The following is an 18038-nucleotide window of genomic DNA, read 5'->3' as shown; positions in this document are numbered from 1 at the left end:
CAATAAAACGTGCGGGGCGGCAGGGCCCGGACCCACCGCTCGCGTCGTCAGTGGATGACCCCCGAAGCGGTGAGGCAGCTGCGGCCCGCTGCCGCCATGCGGGCCTGGAACGGGCGCAGGGCCGGCAGGCCCGGTACCGGGGGGAGGGTCTTGAGCCAGGTGAACCAGCCCGTGAAGGCGGCGAGCAGCACCGCGGCGGCATCGTGCTCGTCCTTGCGCAGCAGCCCGGAACCGGCGGACAGGACGTCCTCGGGACGGCAGCCGCCCGCTTCCACGGCGCCCAGCAGGAGGTAGACGAGGTCGAAGACGGTGGCGCCCCGGCAGGCGTAGGCCCAGTCGACCAGCACCACGCTCCCCTCGGAACTCCCCGTGACGGCGGAGGGCCGGTCTTCGGCCTCCGTCAGCAGCACGTTGTCGGCCCGGAGGTCCGCGTGCAGCAGGCCATGGCCTCTCGCGGCGTCCTCCCAGCTCTCCTCCAGGCGTATCAGGCGGTCGAGGTGGCGGCGCAGCCACGGGTCATCGGCCACGAAGCCGGGTGTGCCGGTGGGACGGTGCGTGCCGGCGACGGCCTCCGCCGCGGCCAGGCTGCGCCAGCCCGTCAGCTCCTCGCGGAACAGTTCGTCCACGCCGGGCAGCGGGGAGTCCGGGTCCGGCGTGGTCAGGCCGCGTACGGTGTCGAGGACCGCCAGCAGGTGTGCGCGCTTCCACGGCAGCGGCGGAACAGCGCCGTGGACGGGGGCGAAGGCCAGCACCGACCAGTCCTCGTAGTCGAAGGACCACATGAGAGTGGGTGCGGGCAGGCCCCGGGGAAGGCCGGCGTGGAGTGCGGCTTCGCGCCGGTAGAGCTCCGGGCTGTAGCTGTTCTGTTCGGCGGACACCGCCTTGACGAAGGCCGAGCGCCCGTCCGCGCCGGTGAGCACCGAGGCCATGCCGGGCGAGAACCCGCCGACGGCCGGTGCCTCGTGCACGATCTCGGACCCTATCCGCCCGGCCACGCGCCTGCGCACCGCGTCGGGAAGGCCGTCCCACACCAGGCGGGTCATCGCGTACCTCCCGTACCGGTCGCCGCTCCCGTGCGGGCGCTCTCCAGCAGGAGTCGTTCCGTCGTCATGTCGATCTCTCCGCCGCCGAGGAACTGCTCCGGGTCCGGTGCCGCCTCGTCGAGCCAGTCGGCGACCGAGCCCACGGTCTCGTCCAGGGACCGCTTCGCCGCGGGGCGTTCGCCGGCGGGCACCCGGGAGAACCAGGCCGTGCCGGTGCCGGTGGGCGCCCACATCGGCAGGCCCGTGTGGGGCGCCACCCCGGCGGCGACGAGGCTGTCCTCGGGCACCCAGACGGGCCGGCCGGGGCCGCGGCGGGCGCACGCCCGCGCGAGTGCGCCCCAGGTGCTCTGCGGCCCGACCGCGTTGAACACGCCGGTCGTGCCGTCCTCCACCAGGTCCGTCGTCCACTCCGCGAGGTCCCGCACGTCCAGCACCTGGAACGGGTCGTCCGGCGTTCCCGGGAGCACGACGTCGCCGCCCCGCGCGAAACGCCAGGGCCAGTAGGGGAAGCGGCCCGCGAAGCGGTCGTAGTGCAGATGAGTGGGCGAGGGCCGGGCCGGGTTCCCGTAGCGGCGTCTGCTGGACACGTCGTGCGGACCGGCCACCAGGCCCGGCCGGACCACCAGGCTGCGTCCGCTCCCCCGCGCAGCGGTGAGGGCCGCCTCGCACCCCGCCTTGAGCTCCCCGTACGAGGCCCCGTCCAGAAGGCCGGTCCTCCGGGCGGGCACCGTGGGGGCGGTCTCGGGTGTGGGGGCGCTGAAATCCCGGTACACGGAGATCGTGGAGATCAACGCATAGACGCCGCAGTCCAGTTCCCGGGCGCTGCGCTCGACCTGGTCGGGCTGGTAGGCGCAGGTGTCGACGACCGTGTCCCACCGGGTGGAGCGCACCGCGTCGAAGCCGTCGGCCCGGTCGCCGCGCAGCCAGGTCACCCCGGGCGGCAGGGGGCCGGTGCTGAGGCCCCGGTTCAGTACGGTGACCCGGTGTCCGCGCCTCACCGCCTCCTGGACGAGGTGGCGGCCGATGAAGACACCGCCGCCGATGACGAGAATGGCCATGCCCATCAGACGCGGGCCTCCAGCAGGGAACGGCCCCGGAGCACACCCTCGGGGTAGAGGTGGACGCCGTAGCGCGCCAGACGGGAGAGGTTCTCCCTGATCGCCGCCGCGCCTCCCGCGGGGTCCGGGTGGTCGACGGGAGCCATGCCGATGCGCTCCACGCTCTTCTCGATGGCCAGGTTCTCCGGCGTGCCCAGGTGGGGTACCAGCCAGTGTTCGAAGTCGGCCTGCCACAGCATGAGTACGGCACCGTCGTTCTTCCGGCGGACGTCTGTCAGCGTGCGGTGGTTCAGGCTTCTCGCCTCGTGTACGTCCATGCCGATGTGCGACCAGGAGTAGTCGGGGTCGTGCGGGTCGTGGACCTCGATCCGGAGCCGTTCGCGGTCCTGCCACAGCGGCATCGTCTCGTCCGAGATGCTGAACACGCTGAGCATGAAGTGGCCCCGGTACTCCTCGGTGAGGAACGCGTGGGTCTGGGCGTAGTCATCGGGGGTCTCCCCCGGGTATCCCGCCATGAAGGAGCAGCGGTAGCCGAGTCCGCCGGAGCTGAGGAGCCGGAAGGCCTGGAGGTTCTGCTTCCGGTTGACCTTCTTGTCCATGTACTTCAGGGTGTTGTCGCTCATCGACTCGAAGCCGAGCGACAGGAAGCGGCAGTGTGCGGCGGCGAGCTGGTCGACGAGTTCGGGGGTCTTGATGACGTTGGCCCTGCTGTAGCCCTCCCACTCTACGCCGAGCCCCGGCAGCAGTGTCAGCAGTTCCCGCAGCCGGGTGGGCGGCACGGTGAAGGTGGAGTCCATGGCCTTGATGAAGCCGGCCCCGCACTGTTCGGCGTAGGCCGCCCAGTCGTCGTGGATCTTCTGTGCGGACTTGTAGCGCCACTTGGGGCTGGCGGCGGGGAACGAGCAGAACTTGCAGGTGAACGGGCAGCCCCGCATGGACTCGTACGGGATGACGGGGAACCGTCCGCGCGGCATCGGTGAGGGGTGTGCGTCCAGGTCGATGTACTCGAACCCGGTGGCGTACCAGCCGGGGCGGCCCGGTTCCGCGCCGCGGGTGGCGGGGTCGGGGCGCAGGACCAGGTTGGGGATGCCGTCCAGGGGTGCGCGGGCGGCCAGTGCGTGGAGCAGTGCCGGCAGAGCCTCCTCCGAGTCGCCGCGCACGATGATGTCGACCGTGGGGAAGTCCCGCATCACGGAGGCGTACTTGAGGTTGCTGTACTGGCCGCCGAGGAGGAGCGGTACGCCGGGGAAGTGGCGTCCGATCCAGTTGACGGCGGTCCGCAGCGCGGCGTTGTTCCAGATGTAGCTGGTGGAGAGCAGGACGGCCTCGTAGTCGCCTCCCGGCGGCTGGGGGTCGTCCTGGTCCCACAGGTTGAGGGTGTCGAAGTGGTCGTAGCCGGCGCCGGCCTGTTCCAGGATGCGTTCGAGGGTGAAGGTGGTCAGGTGTGGCACGGTGGTCCGCCGGGGGCGGAGCAGCGGATAGTCCACGCCGCCGTGGCGGAATCCCAGGCGGCCGAGCCGGAGGCCGGCGAGTTCGGTGCCGCGGAGGTAGTCCGCGGCGTTCGCGTCGCCGTTCTCCCGGTCGAGCAGGGTGCCGTTCAGGTAGGTGGAGTTCTTGAAGGTGGGCCCGAGTCCGGCCACCAGAAGTACCCGCATGGTCATTCCTCCGGCTCGCGGGTCACGGGTTGACCTGTTGTCCGTTGATGCGCAGGAGCAGCGGGAGGTCGCGGATGTCGTCGTGGCGCAGTGCCCAGAGCAGGAACCGTTCGACGCCGAGACCGAAGCCGGAGGTGCGCAGGGGGCGCAGTTCCCGCATCCGCAGGTACCAGGCGTACTCGGACTCCTCGACCTGGTGGAGGCGCAGGGCCTCGCGCACGGCGTCGGCGGTGGCGTGCCGTTCGCCGCAGCCGACGGTCTCACCGATGCCGAAGAGCAGGTCGCCGTTGCGTGCCGCGCCGGGGTCGTCCTGTGCGGTCGCCTGGTAGAAGGGGACGGAGAGCAGGTCGTGGTGGGTGACCCAGGTGAACTCTCCGAGCCGGGCCATGATCTCGCGTTCGCCCGCGTGGGTGAGACATCGGCTGCCGGGTGCCACCTCGGTCACGTACCTCGGGTCGTCCCCGAGGAGCTTGACGGCGTCCCGGAAGGTGAGGGAGGTGAAGACGTCGTCCTCGGCCAGGGCGGTGAGGTGACCGGTGCCGCCCGCGGCGTCGCGGACGGTGTCGGGGCAGTGTTCGAGGAGCGCGCGGGCCAGGTGGCGCAGGTAGTCCTGGACCACGGTCTTGACGTCGTCCAGGTCGCCGACGATCTCGGCCTCGCTGTGGAAGAACTGGCAGAGGTGGCGTTCGTCCATCGCTTCGCCACGGAACGAGGGCATCACGTAGTAGCAGCCGCCCTCGGCCAGCCGGCAGCCGTACTCCAGCAGGAACTGCATGGAGTCGGCCAGGTAGGTGGGAACCCCTTCGACGGAGACCTTGACGGGGCTGGAGTCACTGCCGAGGCCCATGGGGCTGGAGACGGATCCGGTGGTGATCGGGAGGTACATCGCGCGCACGCCGCGCTGCCGCCAGAAGTCGACGGTCGCGAAGTGGAAGACGTCGGTCAGTTCGACGACGGCGCGGTACCAGGGGTGTTTCAGTACCTCTTCGAAGTGTGTGTCCGGGATCCGCCATGAGTGCGGGGGTGACACGGCCAGCTGGGACGACGCGATCGTCTCGGTCACGAGAGTCTCCCGGATCGGTGCGGAGTGCCGGACAGCCGGCGGCGGAACCCCTTCAGCGCGGCGCCGATCCTCTGCTCCGTTTCGGCGGGCAGCACGAAGAGGGGCAGGGCGAACCAGGCGAAGTGCCAGAAGGAGATGTTCATGGTGGCTTTGATCGAGGTGTGGAAGCCGAGCGACAGCAGGCCGAAGACCTGCTTGTGCCGCCAGCCGGCCAGGAGGCCGGGCAGGAAGGCCAGTTCGAACCCGACGGCGGCGGTGCCGGCGGCGGCCAGCAGCCGCAGGTCCTGCCGGCTGAGGCGTTTGCCCAGCGGGGTCCCCAGCTCGGCGAGGCTGCCGCGCAGTGTGCGCCCGTCCAGCCATTTCACGCCGGTGACGCGCAGCTTGGAGATGCCTGACTGGAGGTAGACCAGGGCGTAGTAGGACTGCATGGCGGCGAGCGCGGCGGAGGCCAGCCGGTCCGGCGGGGTGCGTCCGTGGGTGGCGTCGGGTCCGGCCGCCTCGGCGTCCACCAGGCAGAGCAGCAGGAGGAAGGTGTTCAGGTGTGAGGTGTAGCTGTACAGGTCCTGGTGCATGGCCACCTGGTGCCTCTGCAGGGCGAGGAAGCTCAGGTTGGCCGTGATCTTGACTTCGGGGCGGTCGTTGCCCAGGGCCCAGGCGGCGGCGGACACGAGGGCCACGCCGCGTACCGCTTCGTACTGGGCGGGGCTCAGCTGGAAGCCGGAGGGCTCCTGTCCGGCGCTTTCGAGGAGTTCCCGCTGCTCCGCGACGACCGTGCCGGACGGCATGTGCCAGACGGTGCGCAGGATCGCGGCGCCGGTGGTGTACCGGGCCAGCCGGAGCCGCTGTACGGCGTCGGGCTGGTCCCGCCAGATCCTGCTGAATCCGCCGGCGATGGTCTCGGTGATGCTGGTCATGGTCGCGGGCCTCACACGAACAGGGCGGGCTCGCTGTCCGCGCGCAGCCGCCGGTAGGCATAGTTGGTGCAGCGCAGGTACTTCATGTTCTCGTTGAAGGTGCGGAAGATGTGCAGCAGCCGGGTGTACAGCGCTTCCTGGGCCTCTTCGGACCAGTCGGCGGCGCGTGATCCGGTCATGCGGCGGGCGTAGGCCTCGACGTCGGCGTCGTCGACGCTCCCCGCCTCGGTGTCCTCCCGCCAGTACGGCTGGAGCAGGTCGGTGCGGTAGAGGTCCGTCCAGTATTCGCGGCTGTACTGCGGCACCGGCACCTCGATGATCTCCGAGACCCGGTCCAGCAGCCCGGCGGGCGGTTCCTCGGCGTAGTACAACTGCGTGTCGCCTATGAGGCCGAACTGTTTGGTGACCCGGATCATCTCGGCGACGGCCTGGTCGTGCCCGCGTACGAAGGCGAGGGCTCCGCCGGAGAACACCACGTCGAAGGTTTCGTCGGCGAAGGTGAGCCGGCGCATGTCCTGGCACTCGTGGCTGACCAGATGGTGCAGGTCCTCCTCCTTGGCGCGCAGCCGGGCCGCTTCCGCCATCGCCGGGGAGATGTCCACCCCGACGACCTCGACGCCGGTACGGCGTGCCATCTCACGGCTGAGGAAGCCGGCGTTGCAGCCGGCGTGCAGGGCGCGGATTCCTGGTCTCAGGTGCAGGTTCTGCGCGAGGGTGCGTACGGTCGCCAGACCGCCCGGTGGCAGGTTGGACTCGCCGAGCATCGCGAGGAGCTCCACGTACGGGGTCTGCCGAACCCGTTCGGCGGTCGGGGTCATCGGGTGCCTCCTGCGGCGCGGATTGCAAGGTCAGGGACGGGGGTGGCCGGAGGCGGCCGGGGTGGCGGCGGGTTCGAGGAGCCGCCACAGGTCCTGGTCTCCGGCTCGGGCGAACGCGCCCTCGGGGTCGTACCGGTGCATCAGCTCGACGCTCGTCACCTGGGACCGGTCGGTGGGGTCGCAGCGGGTGAAGTCGACTTCCACCAGGTGGAGTTCGACGCCCACGAAGCGCCGGCCCGCCGGGGGCCGGAAGGAACCGCGGATCTCGTCCCAGTCACGCCACGGTCGCGTGTTGAGGCGGTGCAGTGCCTTGCGGCAGAAGTCGTCCCGGACGTGTGGGTCCTCGCAGGTGATGAAGACGCGCTCGATGACGGAGATGACGCGGAAGAACTCAAGGGGGAGCAGTGCCCAGGGGTCGGCCGGGCCGACCAGGTGGCCGCGGTCCGTGATCAGCACCACCCGGGCCTGCTGGAAGCAGTCCGTCAGGTAGTAGTTGAACATGTTGTACGCGCAGAACGGCCAGGCATTGCGGTCCTTGAAGGTCTGCCGGATCTGAACACCCAGATATGCGGCGCTCACCGCCACGAGAGCGGTCCAGGCACCTCTCTCCGAGACCGTTTTCCTGACCAATTCGGCACAACTCCTCGAACTCGCACGAAAACCGGCCGGGCGACGGGAAGACGGGACAGGTCTTCCGGTGAGAACGGTGATAAATGAATCCGGCATTCGCGGTGAACGCCGTTGCGCCGATTATGCCGAGCGCGTCACGAGCCGGTCCAGGCATGCCGAGTGCGCCGGTACGCCACGTCCGGACGACGCCACGCACCCGGGGCAGTCCACATTCCGAGACGCCTTTGAGCTCTTCCTCTCCCGCGGTGAACAGCCCTACGCTGCACGCGCGAACAGCGCGGTACGCCCGACCGTTTCGCCTGAATTACGTGCGACAACCTGCCGGGGGATGACTCATGGAATATTCCGTACGGAACGCGGAAACAGGCACCGAGTGCTTCACCGCGAATTTTCTGGAAGTGCTGACGAGAAGGGGGCTTCGGCTCACTCCTCCGTGCCCCGTTTCGGCCGGCGACCGGACCGTCAGCTTTGTCAATGCCACGCTGACGCCGTTCAAGGACGCCCTCGGGGCCGGGGAGGATCTGGGTTCCCTGTGCCATGTCCAGCCGTGTGTGCGCGCCCACGGTCACGAGCCGTGGCTCTACACCTTCGACATGGTCGGCGCGCTCGGTGACCACGCCGACCGTGCGGCGGTGATCGGGCACACGGTCGAGGCGCTGCTCGCGGCGGCGCCGTGGATAGCCCCGAAGGAGCTGGCGGCCCTCACCGACCCCGCCGACACCGGTCTTCACCGGTTGCTGCGGGACGCCGGGGTCCGGCTGCGGGAGGTTGCGGACCGGCCCGATCTGACGTGCTGGCAGTACGGTGACGGCTATCCGCTGGAGGGGCGCGGCTGCACCCTGGTGGCGCCGGTGCGGGGCCGTCCGCGCTGCTCCGCGGAGTGCGGGCCGGGCTGCGACTGCGGGCGCGTGCAGGAGATCGGCAACATCATCCTGGTCAGGGGTGCCCGGCGGTCCTATGTGGAGACCGCGTTCGGGGTCGAGTCGGTACGTGCTCTCGCGCACGGCGGTGATCTGTACGCGCTGCCGGAGCTGGCCCGCGAGCGTGCGCGGCTGGTGGCCCTCGGGTATTCCGATGCCCGTGCGCGCCAGGTCGTCAACCTGCGGCGGGTGCTGGAGCGGCTGCACCGGGACGGTGCCCGGCCGTCGGGCCGCGGGCCGGGACATGTCATGCGGGACATGGTCAAGAGCGCCTTCGACCTGGTCACCGGGGGCGGCGGCGACTGGGGCGCGGGCGTGGAGCGCTGTTCGCTCGGTCCGGTGGTCACCGGACTGCTCCGGGACGAGGGGCTGCGGCGGGAGACCTCGCGTGAGCGGTCGGTGCGGTCGGCCGCGCGCCTGGTGCGGCGTCGCGCCGGGAGCGGGCGGCCGGTCGGGCGGGACGAACTGCGGGGGACGTTCGGGCTCAGCGCCGAGGACGCGCAGGAGGTGCTGGCGGCCGCGTCGTCACCGGCGGCGGAGTGAGCCACCGGCCGGCCCGGGATGTCGCCGGGCCGGCCGGGTTGCGGGCACGGCTCAGCCGAGCAGTTCCAGGAAGCGGCGGTTCAGGGCGTCGCCGTCGGCGCCGGAGACCGCGCCCTGGGCGATGCGGTCGTTGCCGCCGCCGTTGCCGCCGAACCCCGCGAGCAGTTCCTTCAGCAGCTTCGACGCGCTGCGGCCGCTGTCACCGGGCACGGCGAGCACCACGTTGAGCCGGGTCTCTCCGCCGTATCCGAGGGTCGCCCGGCTCTCCTGCTCCGTCACCCGCTGTACGGCTGTGCGCAGGCCGGCGACGTCCTGGGGGCCGGACACGACGGCCGCCTTCACCCCGCTGCCCGATTCGCCGCGGGTCACTTCGGCGTGTGCGTCTCCCCCGCTCCGGACCTTCTTCGCGGCGGCCTGCTTCACCACACGCTCGGCCGCGGTGACGACCTCGGCGGGGCTGCTGTGCAGGAGGCGGGCCACGGCGGCCAGTTCGGTGCCCTGGTTCAGCGAGTAGCGCGCGGCTTCCCCGCGGGTGACGGCGGTGATGCGGCGTACGCCCGAGGCGACGCTCTGTTCGGCGGTGATGCGGAACGAGCCGATGAAGGACGTGTGCGGGACGTGGGTTCCGCCGCACAGCTCCTTCGAGGCGTCGCCGAAGCTCACCACCCGGACCTCGTCGGCGTAGGTCTCGCCGTCCAGGGAGAGGGCTCCGGCGCTCTTCGCGGTCTCGGGGCTGGTGACCTCGACGCGCCGTTCCTCGTCGCGCAGGATCCACTCGCCGACCAGTGCCTCGACGGCGGCGAGTTCCTGGGCGGTCATCGGCTTGGGGTGGGTGAAGTCGAAGCGCAGCCGCCGGGGGTCGACCAGCGATCCCGCCTGGCGCACATGGTCGCCCAGGACGGTCCGCAGCGCGGCGTTGAGGAGGTGGGTGCCGCTGTGGTTGGCCATGGTGTCGCGACGGCTCTCCCGGTCCACCTCCAGGCGCAGCGAGGCGCCGGCGCGCAGCTCGCCCGCGCTGACCCTGACCCGGTGCAGGTGGTGTCCGCTGCTGTGCCGGACGGTGTCGAGGATCTCGCCGCGCAGTCCGTCTGCGCCGGTGAGGACGCCGTGGTCGCCGACCTGCCCGCCGCCCTCGGCGTAGAAGGGGCTGCGGTCCACGATGAGGTCGGCCTCGCCGCCCTCGCCGACCGCTTCGGCCAGGGCACCTTCCTCGAAGAGGCCCACGACCCGCGCTTCGGCCTCCGTGTGCTCGTAACCGACGAACTCGGTGACGGGCGCGCCGGACAGGGAGGCCGGCAGCACGTCGTCGACGCGGAGGCGGCGGTCGGTGCGTTCGCCGCCCCGGCTGAGCCGCTGGTGGCGCTCGTACTCGGCCGCGTACTCCTCCATGGAGACCGCGGCGCCGCGCTCGGCGACGAGGTCTCGGGTGATCTCCACGGGCAGGCCGTAGGTCGAGAAGAGGCGGAAGGCGTCGGCTCCGGAGACCGTGCCGCCGCTCTCGATGAGCGTGGAGACACGGTCCAGGCCGCGTCGGACCGCTGTGCCGAACTCCCGGCACTCGGCGTCGAGCGCCGCCAGGACGGCGTCCTTGCGGCCGAGGAGGCCCGGGTGGTGGTCCTTGAGGGTGTCCACGATGACGTCGGCCAGCGGCTGGAACCGGAAGCTGTCCGCGCCCTGGCGCAGGGCGACCGTCATGGATTTGCGGATGAGCCGGCGGGGGATGTAGCCGGCGCCCTCGTTGCTGGGCAGCACTCCGTCGGCGAGGATCTTGACCGCGGCGCGCATGTGGTCGGCGATGACGAGATGGCGGGTCTCGGGGGTGCCGGACTCGCCGAGGATCTCCTGCGCGACGTTCACCACGGGGCTGAGCAGGTCGGACTGGTAGACGCTGTCCAGGCCGTTGAGCGCCAGGCAGATGCGTTCCAGGCCGGAGCCGGTGTCGACGCTGGTGAAGGGCAGCGGACGGATCGTTCCGTCGAGGCCCTTGTCGAACTGCATGAAGACGCCGGCGTTCCAGATCTCGATGTAGCGGCGCGTGGTGTCGAACTCTCCGCCGGGTACGTAGGCCGGGCCGTAGGCGTCTCCGGTGTCGAGGAAGACCTCGGTGCAGGGCCCGCAGGGGCCGGAATTTCCCGCGGGGCCCCAGAAGTTGTCCGCGGTGGGCTGCGGCACGATGCGGTCGCGGGACATTCCGACCCGTTCCCAGGCGCGGGCGGACTCCTCGTCGGCGGGGAGTCCCAGTTCCTTGTCGCCCTCGAACACCGTGACGTAGAGCTGCTCCGGCCTGAGCCCGAACCCCTCGGTCAGCAGGGCGAAGGCAAGCTCCACCGCGCGTTCCTTGAAGTAGTTCCCGATCGACCAGCTGCCCATCATCTCGAAGAAGGTGAGGTGGTGGCGGTCCCCCACGTCTTCGATGTCCTTGGTGCGGATGCAGGACTGGATGTTGCAGAGGTCTTTGGCCGGCGGTGTCTCCGCACCCGTGAAATACCGCTTGAGCGGCGCCATGCCCGAGTTGACGTACAGGAGCGTGGGGTCGTTCCGGGGCCGGACCGAGGCCCCGTCGATGCGGAGATGTCCATTGCGTTCGAAGAACGACAGGAAGGTCTCACGGATGGACTCGCTGGAGACGTGCATGGGGTCCTCAGGCTCTCGGTGTGCGGGGAGGAGACGCAGGGGTCGGGGACGGGTCAGTCTATGACGGCACCGCCCTGCGGATGTGGCCGGTTTCGCCTTAACTCAGGGGCGCTGCCGGTGTTTTGGGGCGGACCACGCTGTATCCGTACAGATGGGTGAAGGCCCGGCGGTAGCTGTCCGCGTCGGTCAGTGTGCGGTCGGCTCCGTGGTCCAGGGACACCACCCGGGGCAGCTCCGGGCCCCAGATGTGGCTGAGGGCGACGGTGTAGGCGCCTGCGTTGAGGACGGCGAGCGTGCCGGCGCCGGCGGGCAGTGCCGCGTGGGCGTCGATCACCGCGGGGGCGCAGGTCCGGTCGGCGATCCGGGCCGGCTTCCGGTCCCTGTCCGCGCCGTGCACGGGGATCACGGGAAAGCGCGCGCCCGGCACCGGGATCAGGGAGTTGGTGCCCAGATCGGTGATCAGCCAGTCCCCTCCGGTGCGCGCTTTGCTCGCGACGACGCGGGTCAGGCCGACGGCGGCGTCGGCCGCGACGTACCGGCCGGGTTCGAGGTAGATGGTCACCGGGTAGGGCAGCGCGGCGAGGGCGGTCGCGGCCTCCACGGCGAAGTCGTCGGCGGTGACCCCCTGCGCGGCGAGGAGGAGCCTGCTCTCGAATCCGCCGCCCACGTCCAGGACCGGGAACCTGATGCCGGTGTCCCGCTGCGTCCTGGCCAGGCAGTCGGCCACGTTGCGCAGGTGGGCGCCGAACACCGCCGGGGAGACGCAGTGGCTGAGCTGGTGGGTGAGCAGCCCGGTGACCCGGAGCGCGGGATCGGCGTCGACCCGGGCCAGGGCGCGTGTGAACTGGCCGTCCTGCCAGGTGAATCCGAGTTTGGTGTCGTCGTCGAGCATGCCCGGGCCGGTGGCCGGCAGGGAGACGCGCAGGCCCACGGACACCTCGGCACCGGATGCGCGGGCGGCCCGGGAGACGGTTTCGATGTCCTCGAAGGAGTCGAGGGTGAACAGGGCGGGTTGCTGGTCCACCGCGCGCTTCGCGAAGGCCGGGGTGTGGCCGAAGCCGTTGACCAGCAGGTCGGCTTCGCGTACGCCCATCGCCTGCGCGATGTCCAGTTCCAGGGGGCTCATCACCTCCAGGCCGGCGCCGGCCTCCAGGGCCGCGGACACCACGGGTTCCAGGTAGCAGGACTTGAGCGCGAAGTAGGTGCGCACCCTCGGCAGCCGCCGGGCGAAGGCGTCGGTGATCTCCCGGACGTTGGCGCGGACCCGCGCGGGGAGCACGACGAGTGCCGGGGTGCCCAGCCGGCCGGCCAGCCGGTCGGCCCGTTCCCCCTCGATCATGAGGCAGCCGTCGGGTGCGCGGTCCAGGGAGGCGCTGAGGCCGGTCCAGTCCGCTTCCGCGTGTCCCGGCGCGGTCACGCGGGTCCCCCGGTGCGCATCTGGAAGGAGGGGGCCGCGACGGGGTCGGCCGGGGCGTCCCAGCCGGTGGCCAGCGTGCGGGTGCGGGCCACCGAGCCGGCGGTGGCCAGTTCGTTGAACCGGGTCATCTCCTTGCGGGCCGACGCGAAGTCGCCGTTGGCAAGGCTGCGGTCGGTCTGGGCGAAGGTGCGGTTCAGCTGGCGCATGAAGGGGGCGAGCTCGTCGGTGAATCCGATGTTGCGCTGGTGTCCGCGCGTGCCGCCGCAGACGCGGTCGAGTTCGGCGCGGAAGCGGACGTTCTGGCAGTAGATCTCGCTGTAGGTGCGGCCGTTGAGCAGCACCGAGCCGTTCAGGGCCGAGGAGCCGAGCATCGGGGGCAGGACCTTGTTCTCGGTCTCCTCCAGTCCGTACTGGCTGATCCGCAGGAACTCCTCCCGGTCGAGCCAGGTGACGTGCTGGTCGTCCATCCACGGGGTGCGGGGCTGGAGGAGCGGGGGGTAGATCACGACGTGTCCGAGCCCGACCTGCTGGACGAACTCCACCGTGTTGCGGGTCGAGTCCTCGTCCTCGCCGAGTGAGGGGTAGATCAGGCTCATGATGTAGCCGATCCGGTTCTCGTTGAGGAACTCGCAGATCTCCTTGGTCTTCTCCATGTTGCGGCGCTTGTCGTACGTCCCGATGAGCAGGTCCTGGTCGGCCGTCTCGATGCCCACCCACAGGAGGGGGATGTGCGCCGAGCGCAGGACGTCGGCCTTGTGGACCCGGAAGTCGCGCAGCGACTGGAAGAAGTTGACCGCCAGGTCGAGCCCTCGGTCCTGCATGCCCTGGTACAGGCGGCTGGCGTGCAGGTACGGCGTGTTGGAGCCGGAGCCGGCGAAGTTGACGAAGCCGTGGTCGCGGTTGAGCGAGGCGAGCTCCTCCAGCACGCTGTCCACGGGGCGCAGTCTGAGCCCGCCGCTCTTGAGCGGGTGCGCGCAGAAGCCGCAGGCGAACTGGCAGCCCCTGCTGTCCTCGAAGCCGATGGTCAGCATCTTCGAGGCCGGGGCGTGTACCGCGGGGTACACGTCGGAACCGTACAGCGGTGTGTGGGAGTCCGTCCGGAAGGTGAGGCTCTCGCGGCGGGCGGTGGCCTCGACGCGTCCGTCGCGGCGGTAGAAGAGGTTGGGTACCTCGCCGAGTTCCGGCAGCCGGCCGGCCACCCAGTCCGCGTATCCGACGAGGGCCGTTTCACCGTCCCCCGCGGCGGCCGCGTCGAGCGCGGCGATGTCGGTGAGCACCCTGCCTTCGAAGTAGTCCACGTGGCCGCCGCCGGCGATGATCCTGACCTCGGGACATCGGGCCCGGACCGACTCCAGAATCGCCCGTACGTCCCTGAGCGCGGGCTGGGACCACAGTTTGACGGCGAGCATGCGCACGTCGCGGCGCTGGATCTCCAGAACCAGTTCGTCGGCGATCTCCAGGGCAACCCTGCGGTTGAGGAGGTCGACGTCGGCGTCGAGGGCGAGGGCCTGTTCCACGGTCCGGGGGTCCGGGGCGCCCGCGTCGAGGATCTCGGCGCGGACCCGGTCGCGCATCTCGCGGACCCGGACGAAGAGGGCGGGGTCGTGGAGGCGTTCCGCGGTGTCCATGGTCACGTAGTCGCGGATGACCGGGCGGTGCCCGGCGGCGCGGAGACAGGCGGCGAGGTAGGCCAGGCCGTTGTCCGCCAGGAAGTAGCTGGTGTAGTCGGGGTAGCCGGTGTAGTTGAAGAGCAGGACGTCGACGCCCGCTGCCGGGTGGACCACGGGTCCTCGTTTCGGTAGAAGGAATCACTCAGGCCATGAGCGCCACGCGGCGCCAGACGGTCGCGCCGACGCGTGGCTCGCGCTCCGCGGTCACTCCGCGTACGGCGGCCGAACGCAGGCGCTGCCGTACGGCTTCCAGGCCGGCCGTCAGAACGGTCCTGGCCAGGGGCGCCCCGAGGCAGTAGTGCTGCCCCGCGCCGAACGCGAGGTGCCGCCCGGCCGCCGGGCGGCCGGGCGTGAAGCGGTCCGGGTCCCGGTGGACGAGCGGGTCACGGTTGGCGGCGGCGATCACCAGGACGACCCGGTCGCCGGGACGCAGGCGGCTGCCCGCCACCACCAGTTCCGCGGTGGCGGTCCTGGGCACGATGTGGAACGGCGCGTCGAAGCGCAGCGCCTCCTCGACCAGGTCCGCGGTGTCAGCCTCCAGGACGGGGCCGGGGCCGGCCGCCGTCTCGGCGATCGCCGTCGCCAGGCAGGCGGCGACCGGTTCGATGCCGCCGGTGAGCAGCTGGGCGAAGAGCGCGGGGGCGTTGTCGGGGCCCACGGCCGCCAGCATGTCCAGGCAGGGCGAGGGGGCGTCGCGGGGGCGGGCCGCTGTCCGGGCGGTGAGGTAGGCGCGCAGCTGTGCGAGGGCGCGGTCGGCCTGCCGTGTCGTAGCGGGCTCGGCCCACTGGGCGGCGAGGTACGCCATGAGGGCGTCCGACCACACGCCGAGCTGTTCCCGGTCGTCCGCCGGCACGCCGAGGAAGTCGCAGGTCACGGCCGTCGCCAGCGGGAGCGCGAAGTCATGGGCGAAGTCGGCGGTGTTCAGGTCCAGGTCCGCGAGCAGGGTGTTCGCGTCGCGGCTCGCCGCGTCGCGCCACGCCTCTGCGGCCCTGGGCGCGCACAGGGCCGACGCCGCGGTGCGCAGCCGGGTGTGGGCCGGTGCGTCGGAGAACACCATCCACCGGTCGAAGAAGTCCTCCACCCGGTCGCCCGCCGCCCGGTCGGTGCCGGTCAGCCGGTCGGTGAATCCGTCGCCCGGCCGTGCGGACAGGGTGGGTTCCCGCAGCAGAGCCCCCACCTCGCGGTGGCCGGTGACGTACCAGCCGGCGGTCGGCTCGTGCCAGAGGACCGGGGCCACCCCGCGCATCCGGTGGTAGACGGGGTGGGGGTCGGTGGCGAAGGAGTCGGAGAGCAGCTCGGCCGGGGCGAAACTCATCCGCTGCGCTCCGCTCCCGAGGGGCGGACCCAGACGGGCCGGGTACCGAAGGAGAGCGTGCCGCGGGCGACGGCGAAGCCGCGCAGGGACTCCACGTGCATGTGCGCCCGGTCGGTGACGTCGGCGTCGAAGGCGACCTCTGTCACGGCCCCGCCCGGCGCGAGAAGCACCCGGCGTGGCGGCGGGTAGCCGACGTGGTTGCGTTCGCAGGCCTCGGTGTGGACGGCGACGAACGCGTCGACGGGGGTGGTGGTGGCCGCGGCGGTGCGCACCGCCAGGGTGACCTTCACGCTGCTCCCCCGCCGCCATTCCTCGGCGCAGTCCAGGGCGATGTCGGCCACGGGTGAGGCGGGGTCGAGGTCCTGGACCATGCAGCACCGGGCGCAGACGAGTCCGGTGCGTCGGATGTGCGTGAACAGCGGGTGGACCGCGTCGGTGCGCACCAGCGGCCGGGCGCAGTAGCGGCAGTCGGCCCCGGCGGATGTGGGCGGGCCCTGTTCCAGTACTTCGCCCCACAGGTCGTCGAAGTTGACGAAGCTGGTAGTGCCGCGCTCGTAGAGGGCGGCGGCGAGTCCGGCCTCGGCGTTGCGGACCGCCTCGCGCAGACCGTCGATCCTGCGGCCGGTCCGTGCCGGGTCGCCGGTGGAGACGGCCCGGCGCAGCGCCGTGGTGACGGCCGCGATGCGCTCGCGGAGGTTCACCATGAGGTTGCCCTGCCGGGAGTAGCGGAAGCCGAGGAGCGGTACGGCCTCCAGGGCGGTCATCGCGGCTCCCAGTGCCCGCAGTTCGTCCCTGATGCGTTCGGCGTCGGCCAGGCCGGACCGGGCGGGGACGGCGCCGGCCAGGGCGGGGGCGGAGCGGGGTGAGAGGTGGACGAGGTGGGTGGGGGTTCCCCGGTCCCGCGACTCGGCGAGGGCGCGGGCCGCGGCGGTGAGGGTGCCGCCGTCCGCGTCGGCGTCGCTCTCCCGGACGGTGGCGAAGGGGGCCGTGGTGTCCGCGGGCCCGGTTGCCGGGGCGGGCGTCGCGGGGGTGGTCCAGGGCAGTCCGAGGACCGTGAAGTACGGCAGGTCCGTGCGTTCGCGGCGGAGGTGGTCGTTGACGAGGCTCACGGCCTCGCCCACCGAGAGGCCGGTGGCGCAGGCGTGGTGGAACAGGTCGTTGAGCTTGGCCGTGCCGTTCACGAGGTTCGGTACGCCGACGTAGGCGGCGGCCGTTCCTGCGAGGAAGGCGTGCGGCAGCAGGTAGGGGTGCGGGAAGAGGCCGTCGGCGATCCGCCAGGTCATGCATGCGTTGACGAAGACGGTGTCCACGACGAGTGTTTCGGCGCGCAGCACCCGGGAGGGCTCCACGTCGCCCCGGAAGCACTGGCCGGTGTACGCGCACACCGGGAGGTGGGCCCGGTCGTCGAGGGGGCCGGGCAGTTGGTCGGGGCCCTTGCAGATGACCGTGTCGTGCAGATGGATGACGTCGTCGCGGCCGTGGGCGATCACGGACAGGACTCCGGTGTGGCCGCCGGTCAGCAGCGGGCGGACGGTGGCCTCGGTTGCGGCGTCGCGGAGCAGGAGGGGCCCCTGTCCGAACCGGTGCGGTGTGCCGTCCACTCCGGGCCAGAGCCGCACGTGCTCCTCCTGCGGCGGCCGGCGGTGGGGCAGGGCGAGGCCCTTGGTGATCTGCCAGCACACGTCGGGGACGGTTCCGCCGACGAGGAGTCCGGTGTGCCCCTTGAAGGAGCCGTCCCGGGCGGCTTCCCACAGTGCGTCGTGCAGCCCGGTCACGTCGCGTTCGGTCAGCTCCGAGGCCAGGGCCACCGGCACCACCCACCGGGTGTCCTGCCGCACGGCCGCGCGTGCGATGTCGCCCGGTGAGCCGAACTCCTCGTACCGGCCGCCGACGGCGGCGGCGAGTGCTCGGGCGAGCGGCGCGCACGCCGAGCCGCGGGGTGCCGCGATCAGGGCGCCGGCCGGGTCGGGGACGGTGCGGGACGCGGCAGGGTGGGTGAGGGAGCGGACGGCCTCGCAGGCTTCCTTGCTCTCCGGCTGGATCAGGGGGACAGCCGTACCGGGCCGCCACCGGGCCAGCCGACGGACGAAGTCGTCCGTGTCATGGCAGTCACGGAAAATCTCGTCGGCCAAAGCAGTTCCAATCGGCGGTCCGGGTGGGTACGACGCACCGGTACGGTGTCCGACGGTCGAACACGTCGATCATTTCCGTTCTGTGGGCGCGGGTCCATGCGCGTCACGTGCGGCCAGACGCCACGTCCGAAGACCGCCGGGCGCCGCCGCCGTCCCGCCCATTGAGACGGCGCGCCCTCCAACGGGGGCGGCCGGCGCCTCGGTTCGCCGGTTGCGATGCCCGGCA

General features: G+C 71.5%; 13 protein-coding genes. 1 reads left to right on the top strand and 12 read right to left on the bottom strand.

Going from position 1 to position 18038, the window contains the following annotated elements:
* Nucleotides 1-47: 47 nt before the first annotated feature.
* Genes B082_RS35675 through B082_RS0105740 form a run of 7 tightly spaced genes read right to left on the bottom strand, consistent with a single transcriptional unit; the run spans nt 48 to nt 7130 of the window.
* Nucleotides 48-1043, bottom strand: coding sequence for a phosphotransferase (locus B082_RS35675; protein WP_018550856.1), 996 nt, complete (start codon nt 1041-1043; stop codon nt 48-50).
* Nucleotides 1040-2107: an NAD-dependent epimerase/dehydratase family protein gene (locus B082_RS35670; protein ID WP_018550855.1), complete on the bottom strand. Its 1068-nt coding sequence runs from the start codon at nt 2105-2107 to the stop codon at nt 1040-1042. The genes B082_RS35675 and B082_RS35670 overlap by 4 nt, the downstream gene beginning before the upstream one ends.
* A complete protein-coding gene (locus tag B082_RS35665) occupies nt 2107-3756 on the bottom strand; it encodes a B12-binding domain-containing radical SAM protein (RefSeq protein ID WP_018550854.1) in 1650 nt (549 codons plus the stop codon). Before B082_RS35665 ends, B082_RS35670 begins: the two co-directional genes overlap by 1 nt.
* A gap of 22 nt (nt 3757-3778) precedes the next feature.
* A complete protein-coding gene (locus tag B082_RS0105755; RefSeq protein ID WP_018550853.1) occupies nt 3779-4819 on the bottom strand; it encodes an amino acid--tRNA ligase-related protein in 1041 nt (346 codons plus the stop codon).
* On the bottom strand, nt 4816-5733 hold the full coding sequence (locus tag B082_RS38635; RefSeq protein ID WP_018550852.1) for a hypothetical protein: 918 nt from the start codon (nt 5731-5733) through the stop codon (nt 4816-4818). Before B082_RS38635 ends, B082_RS0105755 begins: the two co-directional genes overlap by 4 nt.
* An 11-nt stretch (nt 5734-5744) precedes the next feature.
* Nucleotides 5745-6551, bottom strand: coding sequence for a class I SAM-dependent methyltransferase (locus B082_RS0105745; protein WP_018550851.1), 807 nt, complete (start codon nt 6549-6551; stop codon nt 5745-5747).
* Between the two features lie 30 nt (nt 6552-6581).
* Nucleotides 6582-7130 carry a hypothetical protein gene (locus B082_RS0105740; RefSeq protein ID WP_158688859.1) on the bottom strand — a complete coding sequence of 183 codons (549 nt, stop codon included), beginning with the start codon at nt 7128-7130 and terminating at the stop codon, nt 6582-6584.
* Nucleotides 7131-7732: 602 nt separating this feature from the next.
* On the opposite strand from B082_RS0105740, the gene B082_RS0105735 reads away from it, so the two are divergent.
* Nucleotides 7733-8644, top strand: a complete 912-nt coding sequence (locus B082_RS0105735) for a hypothetical protein (RefSeq protein WP_018550849.1) — start codon at nt 7733-7735, stop codon at nt 8642-8644.
* 51 nt (nt 8645-8695) lie between these two features.
* On the opposite strand, the gene alaS is transcribed toward B082_RS0105735, so the two are convergent.
* The 5 genes from alaS to B082_RS38800 form a co-directional block, all read right to left on the bottom strand.
* Nucleotides 8696-11278, bottom strand: a complete 2583-nt coding sequence (gene alaS / locus B082_RS35660) for an alanine--tRNA ligase (protein ID WP_018550848.1) — start codon at nt 11276-11278, stop codon at nt 8696-8698.
* A 97-nt stretch (nt 11279-11375) separates the two neighbouring features.
* Nucleotides 11376-12695, bottom strand: a complete 1320-nt coding sequence (locus B082_RS0105725) for a diaminopimelate decarboxylase family protein (protein ID WP_018550847.1) — start codon at nt 12693-12695, stop codon at nt 11376-11378.
* Nucleotides 12692-14479, bottom strand: a complete 1788-nt coding sequence (locus B082_RS0105720) for a B12-binding domain-containing radical SAM protein (RefSeq protein WP_018550846.1) — start codon at nt 14477-14479, stop codon at nt 12692-12694. Before B082_RS0105720 ends, B082_RS0105725 begins: the two co-directional genes overlap by 4 nt.
* A 28-nt stretch (nt 14480-14507) precedes the next feature.
* Nucleotides 14508-15680 (bottom strand): cytochrome P450, encoded by a 1173-nt coding sequence (locus tag B082_RS0105715; RefSeq protein WP_018550845.1) that lies wholly within the window; start codon nt 15678-15680, stop codon nt 14508-14510.
* A complete protein-coding gene (locus B082_RS38800; protein WP_018550844.1) occupies nt 15677-17812 on the bottom strand; it encodes a hypothetical protein in 2136 nt (711 codons plus the stop codon). The genes B082_RS0105715 and B082_RS38800 overlap by 4 nt, the downstream gene beginning before the upstream one ends.
* Nucleotides 17813-18038 lie beyond the last annotated feature (226 nt).

This window comes from Streptomyces sp. ATexAB-D23 (genome assembly GCF_000373645.1).
GTDB lineage: Bacteria > Actinomycetota > Actinomycetes > Streptomycetales > Streptomycetaceae > Streptomyces > Streptomyces castrisilvae.
The sequence above is the reverse complement of the archived record's forward strand: the minus strand, read 5'-3'. Positions and strand labels throughout refer to the sequence as shown.

Excerpts from the sequence above, each read along its gene's own strand:
- B082_RS35675 (WP_018550856.1), bottom strand. The coding sequence starts at position 1,043 with ATGACCCGCCTGGTGTGGGACGGCCTTCCCGACGCGGTGCGCAGGCGC.
- B082_RS35670 (WP_018550855.1), bottom strand. The coding sequence starts at position 2,107 with ATGGGCATGGCCATTCTCGTCATCGGCGGCGGTGTCTTCATCGGCCGC.
- B082_RS35665 (WP_018550854.1), bottom strand. The coding sequence starts at position 3,756 with ATGCGGGTACTTCTGGTGGCCGGACTCGGGCCCACCTTCAAGAACTCC.
- B082_RS38635 (WP_018550852.1), bottom strand. The coding sequence starts at position 5,733 with ATGACCAGCATCACCGAGACCATCGCCGGCGGATTCAGCAGGATCTGG.
- B082_RS0105745 (WP_018550851.1), bottom strand. The coding sequence starts at position 6,551 with ATGACCCCGACCGCCGAACGGGTTCGGCAGACCCCGTACGTGGAGCTC.
- alaS (WP_018550848.1), bottom strand. The coding sequence starts at position 11,278 with ATGCACGTCTCCAGCGAGTCCATCCGTGAGACCTTCCTGTCGTTCTTC.
- B082_RS0105715 (WP_018550845.1), bottom strand. The coding sequence starts at position 15,680 with ATGAGTTTCGCCCCGGCCGAGCTGCTCTCCGACTCCTTCGCCACCGAC.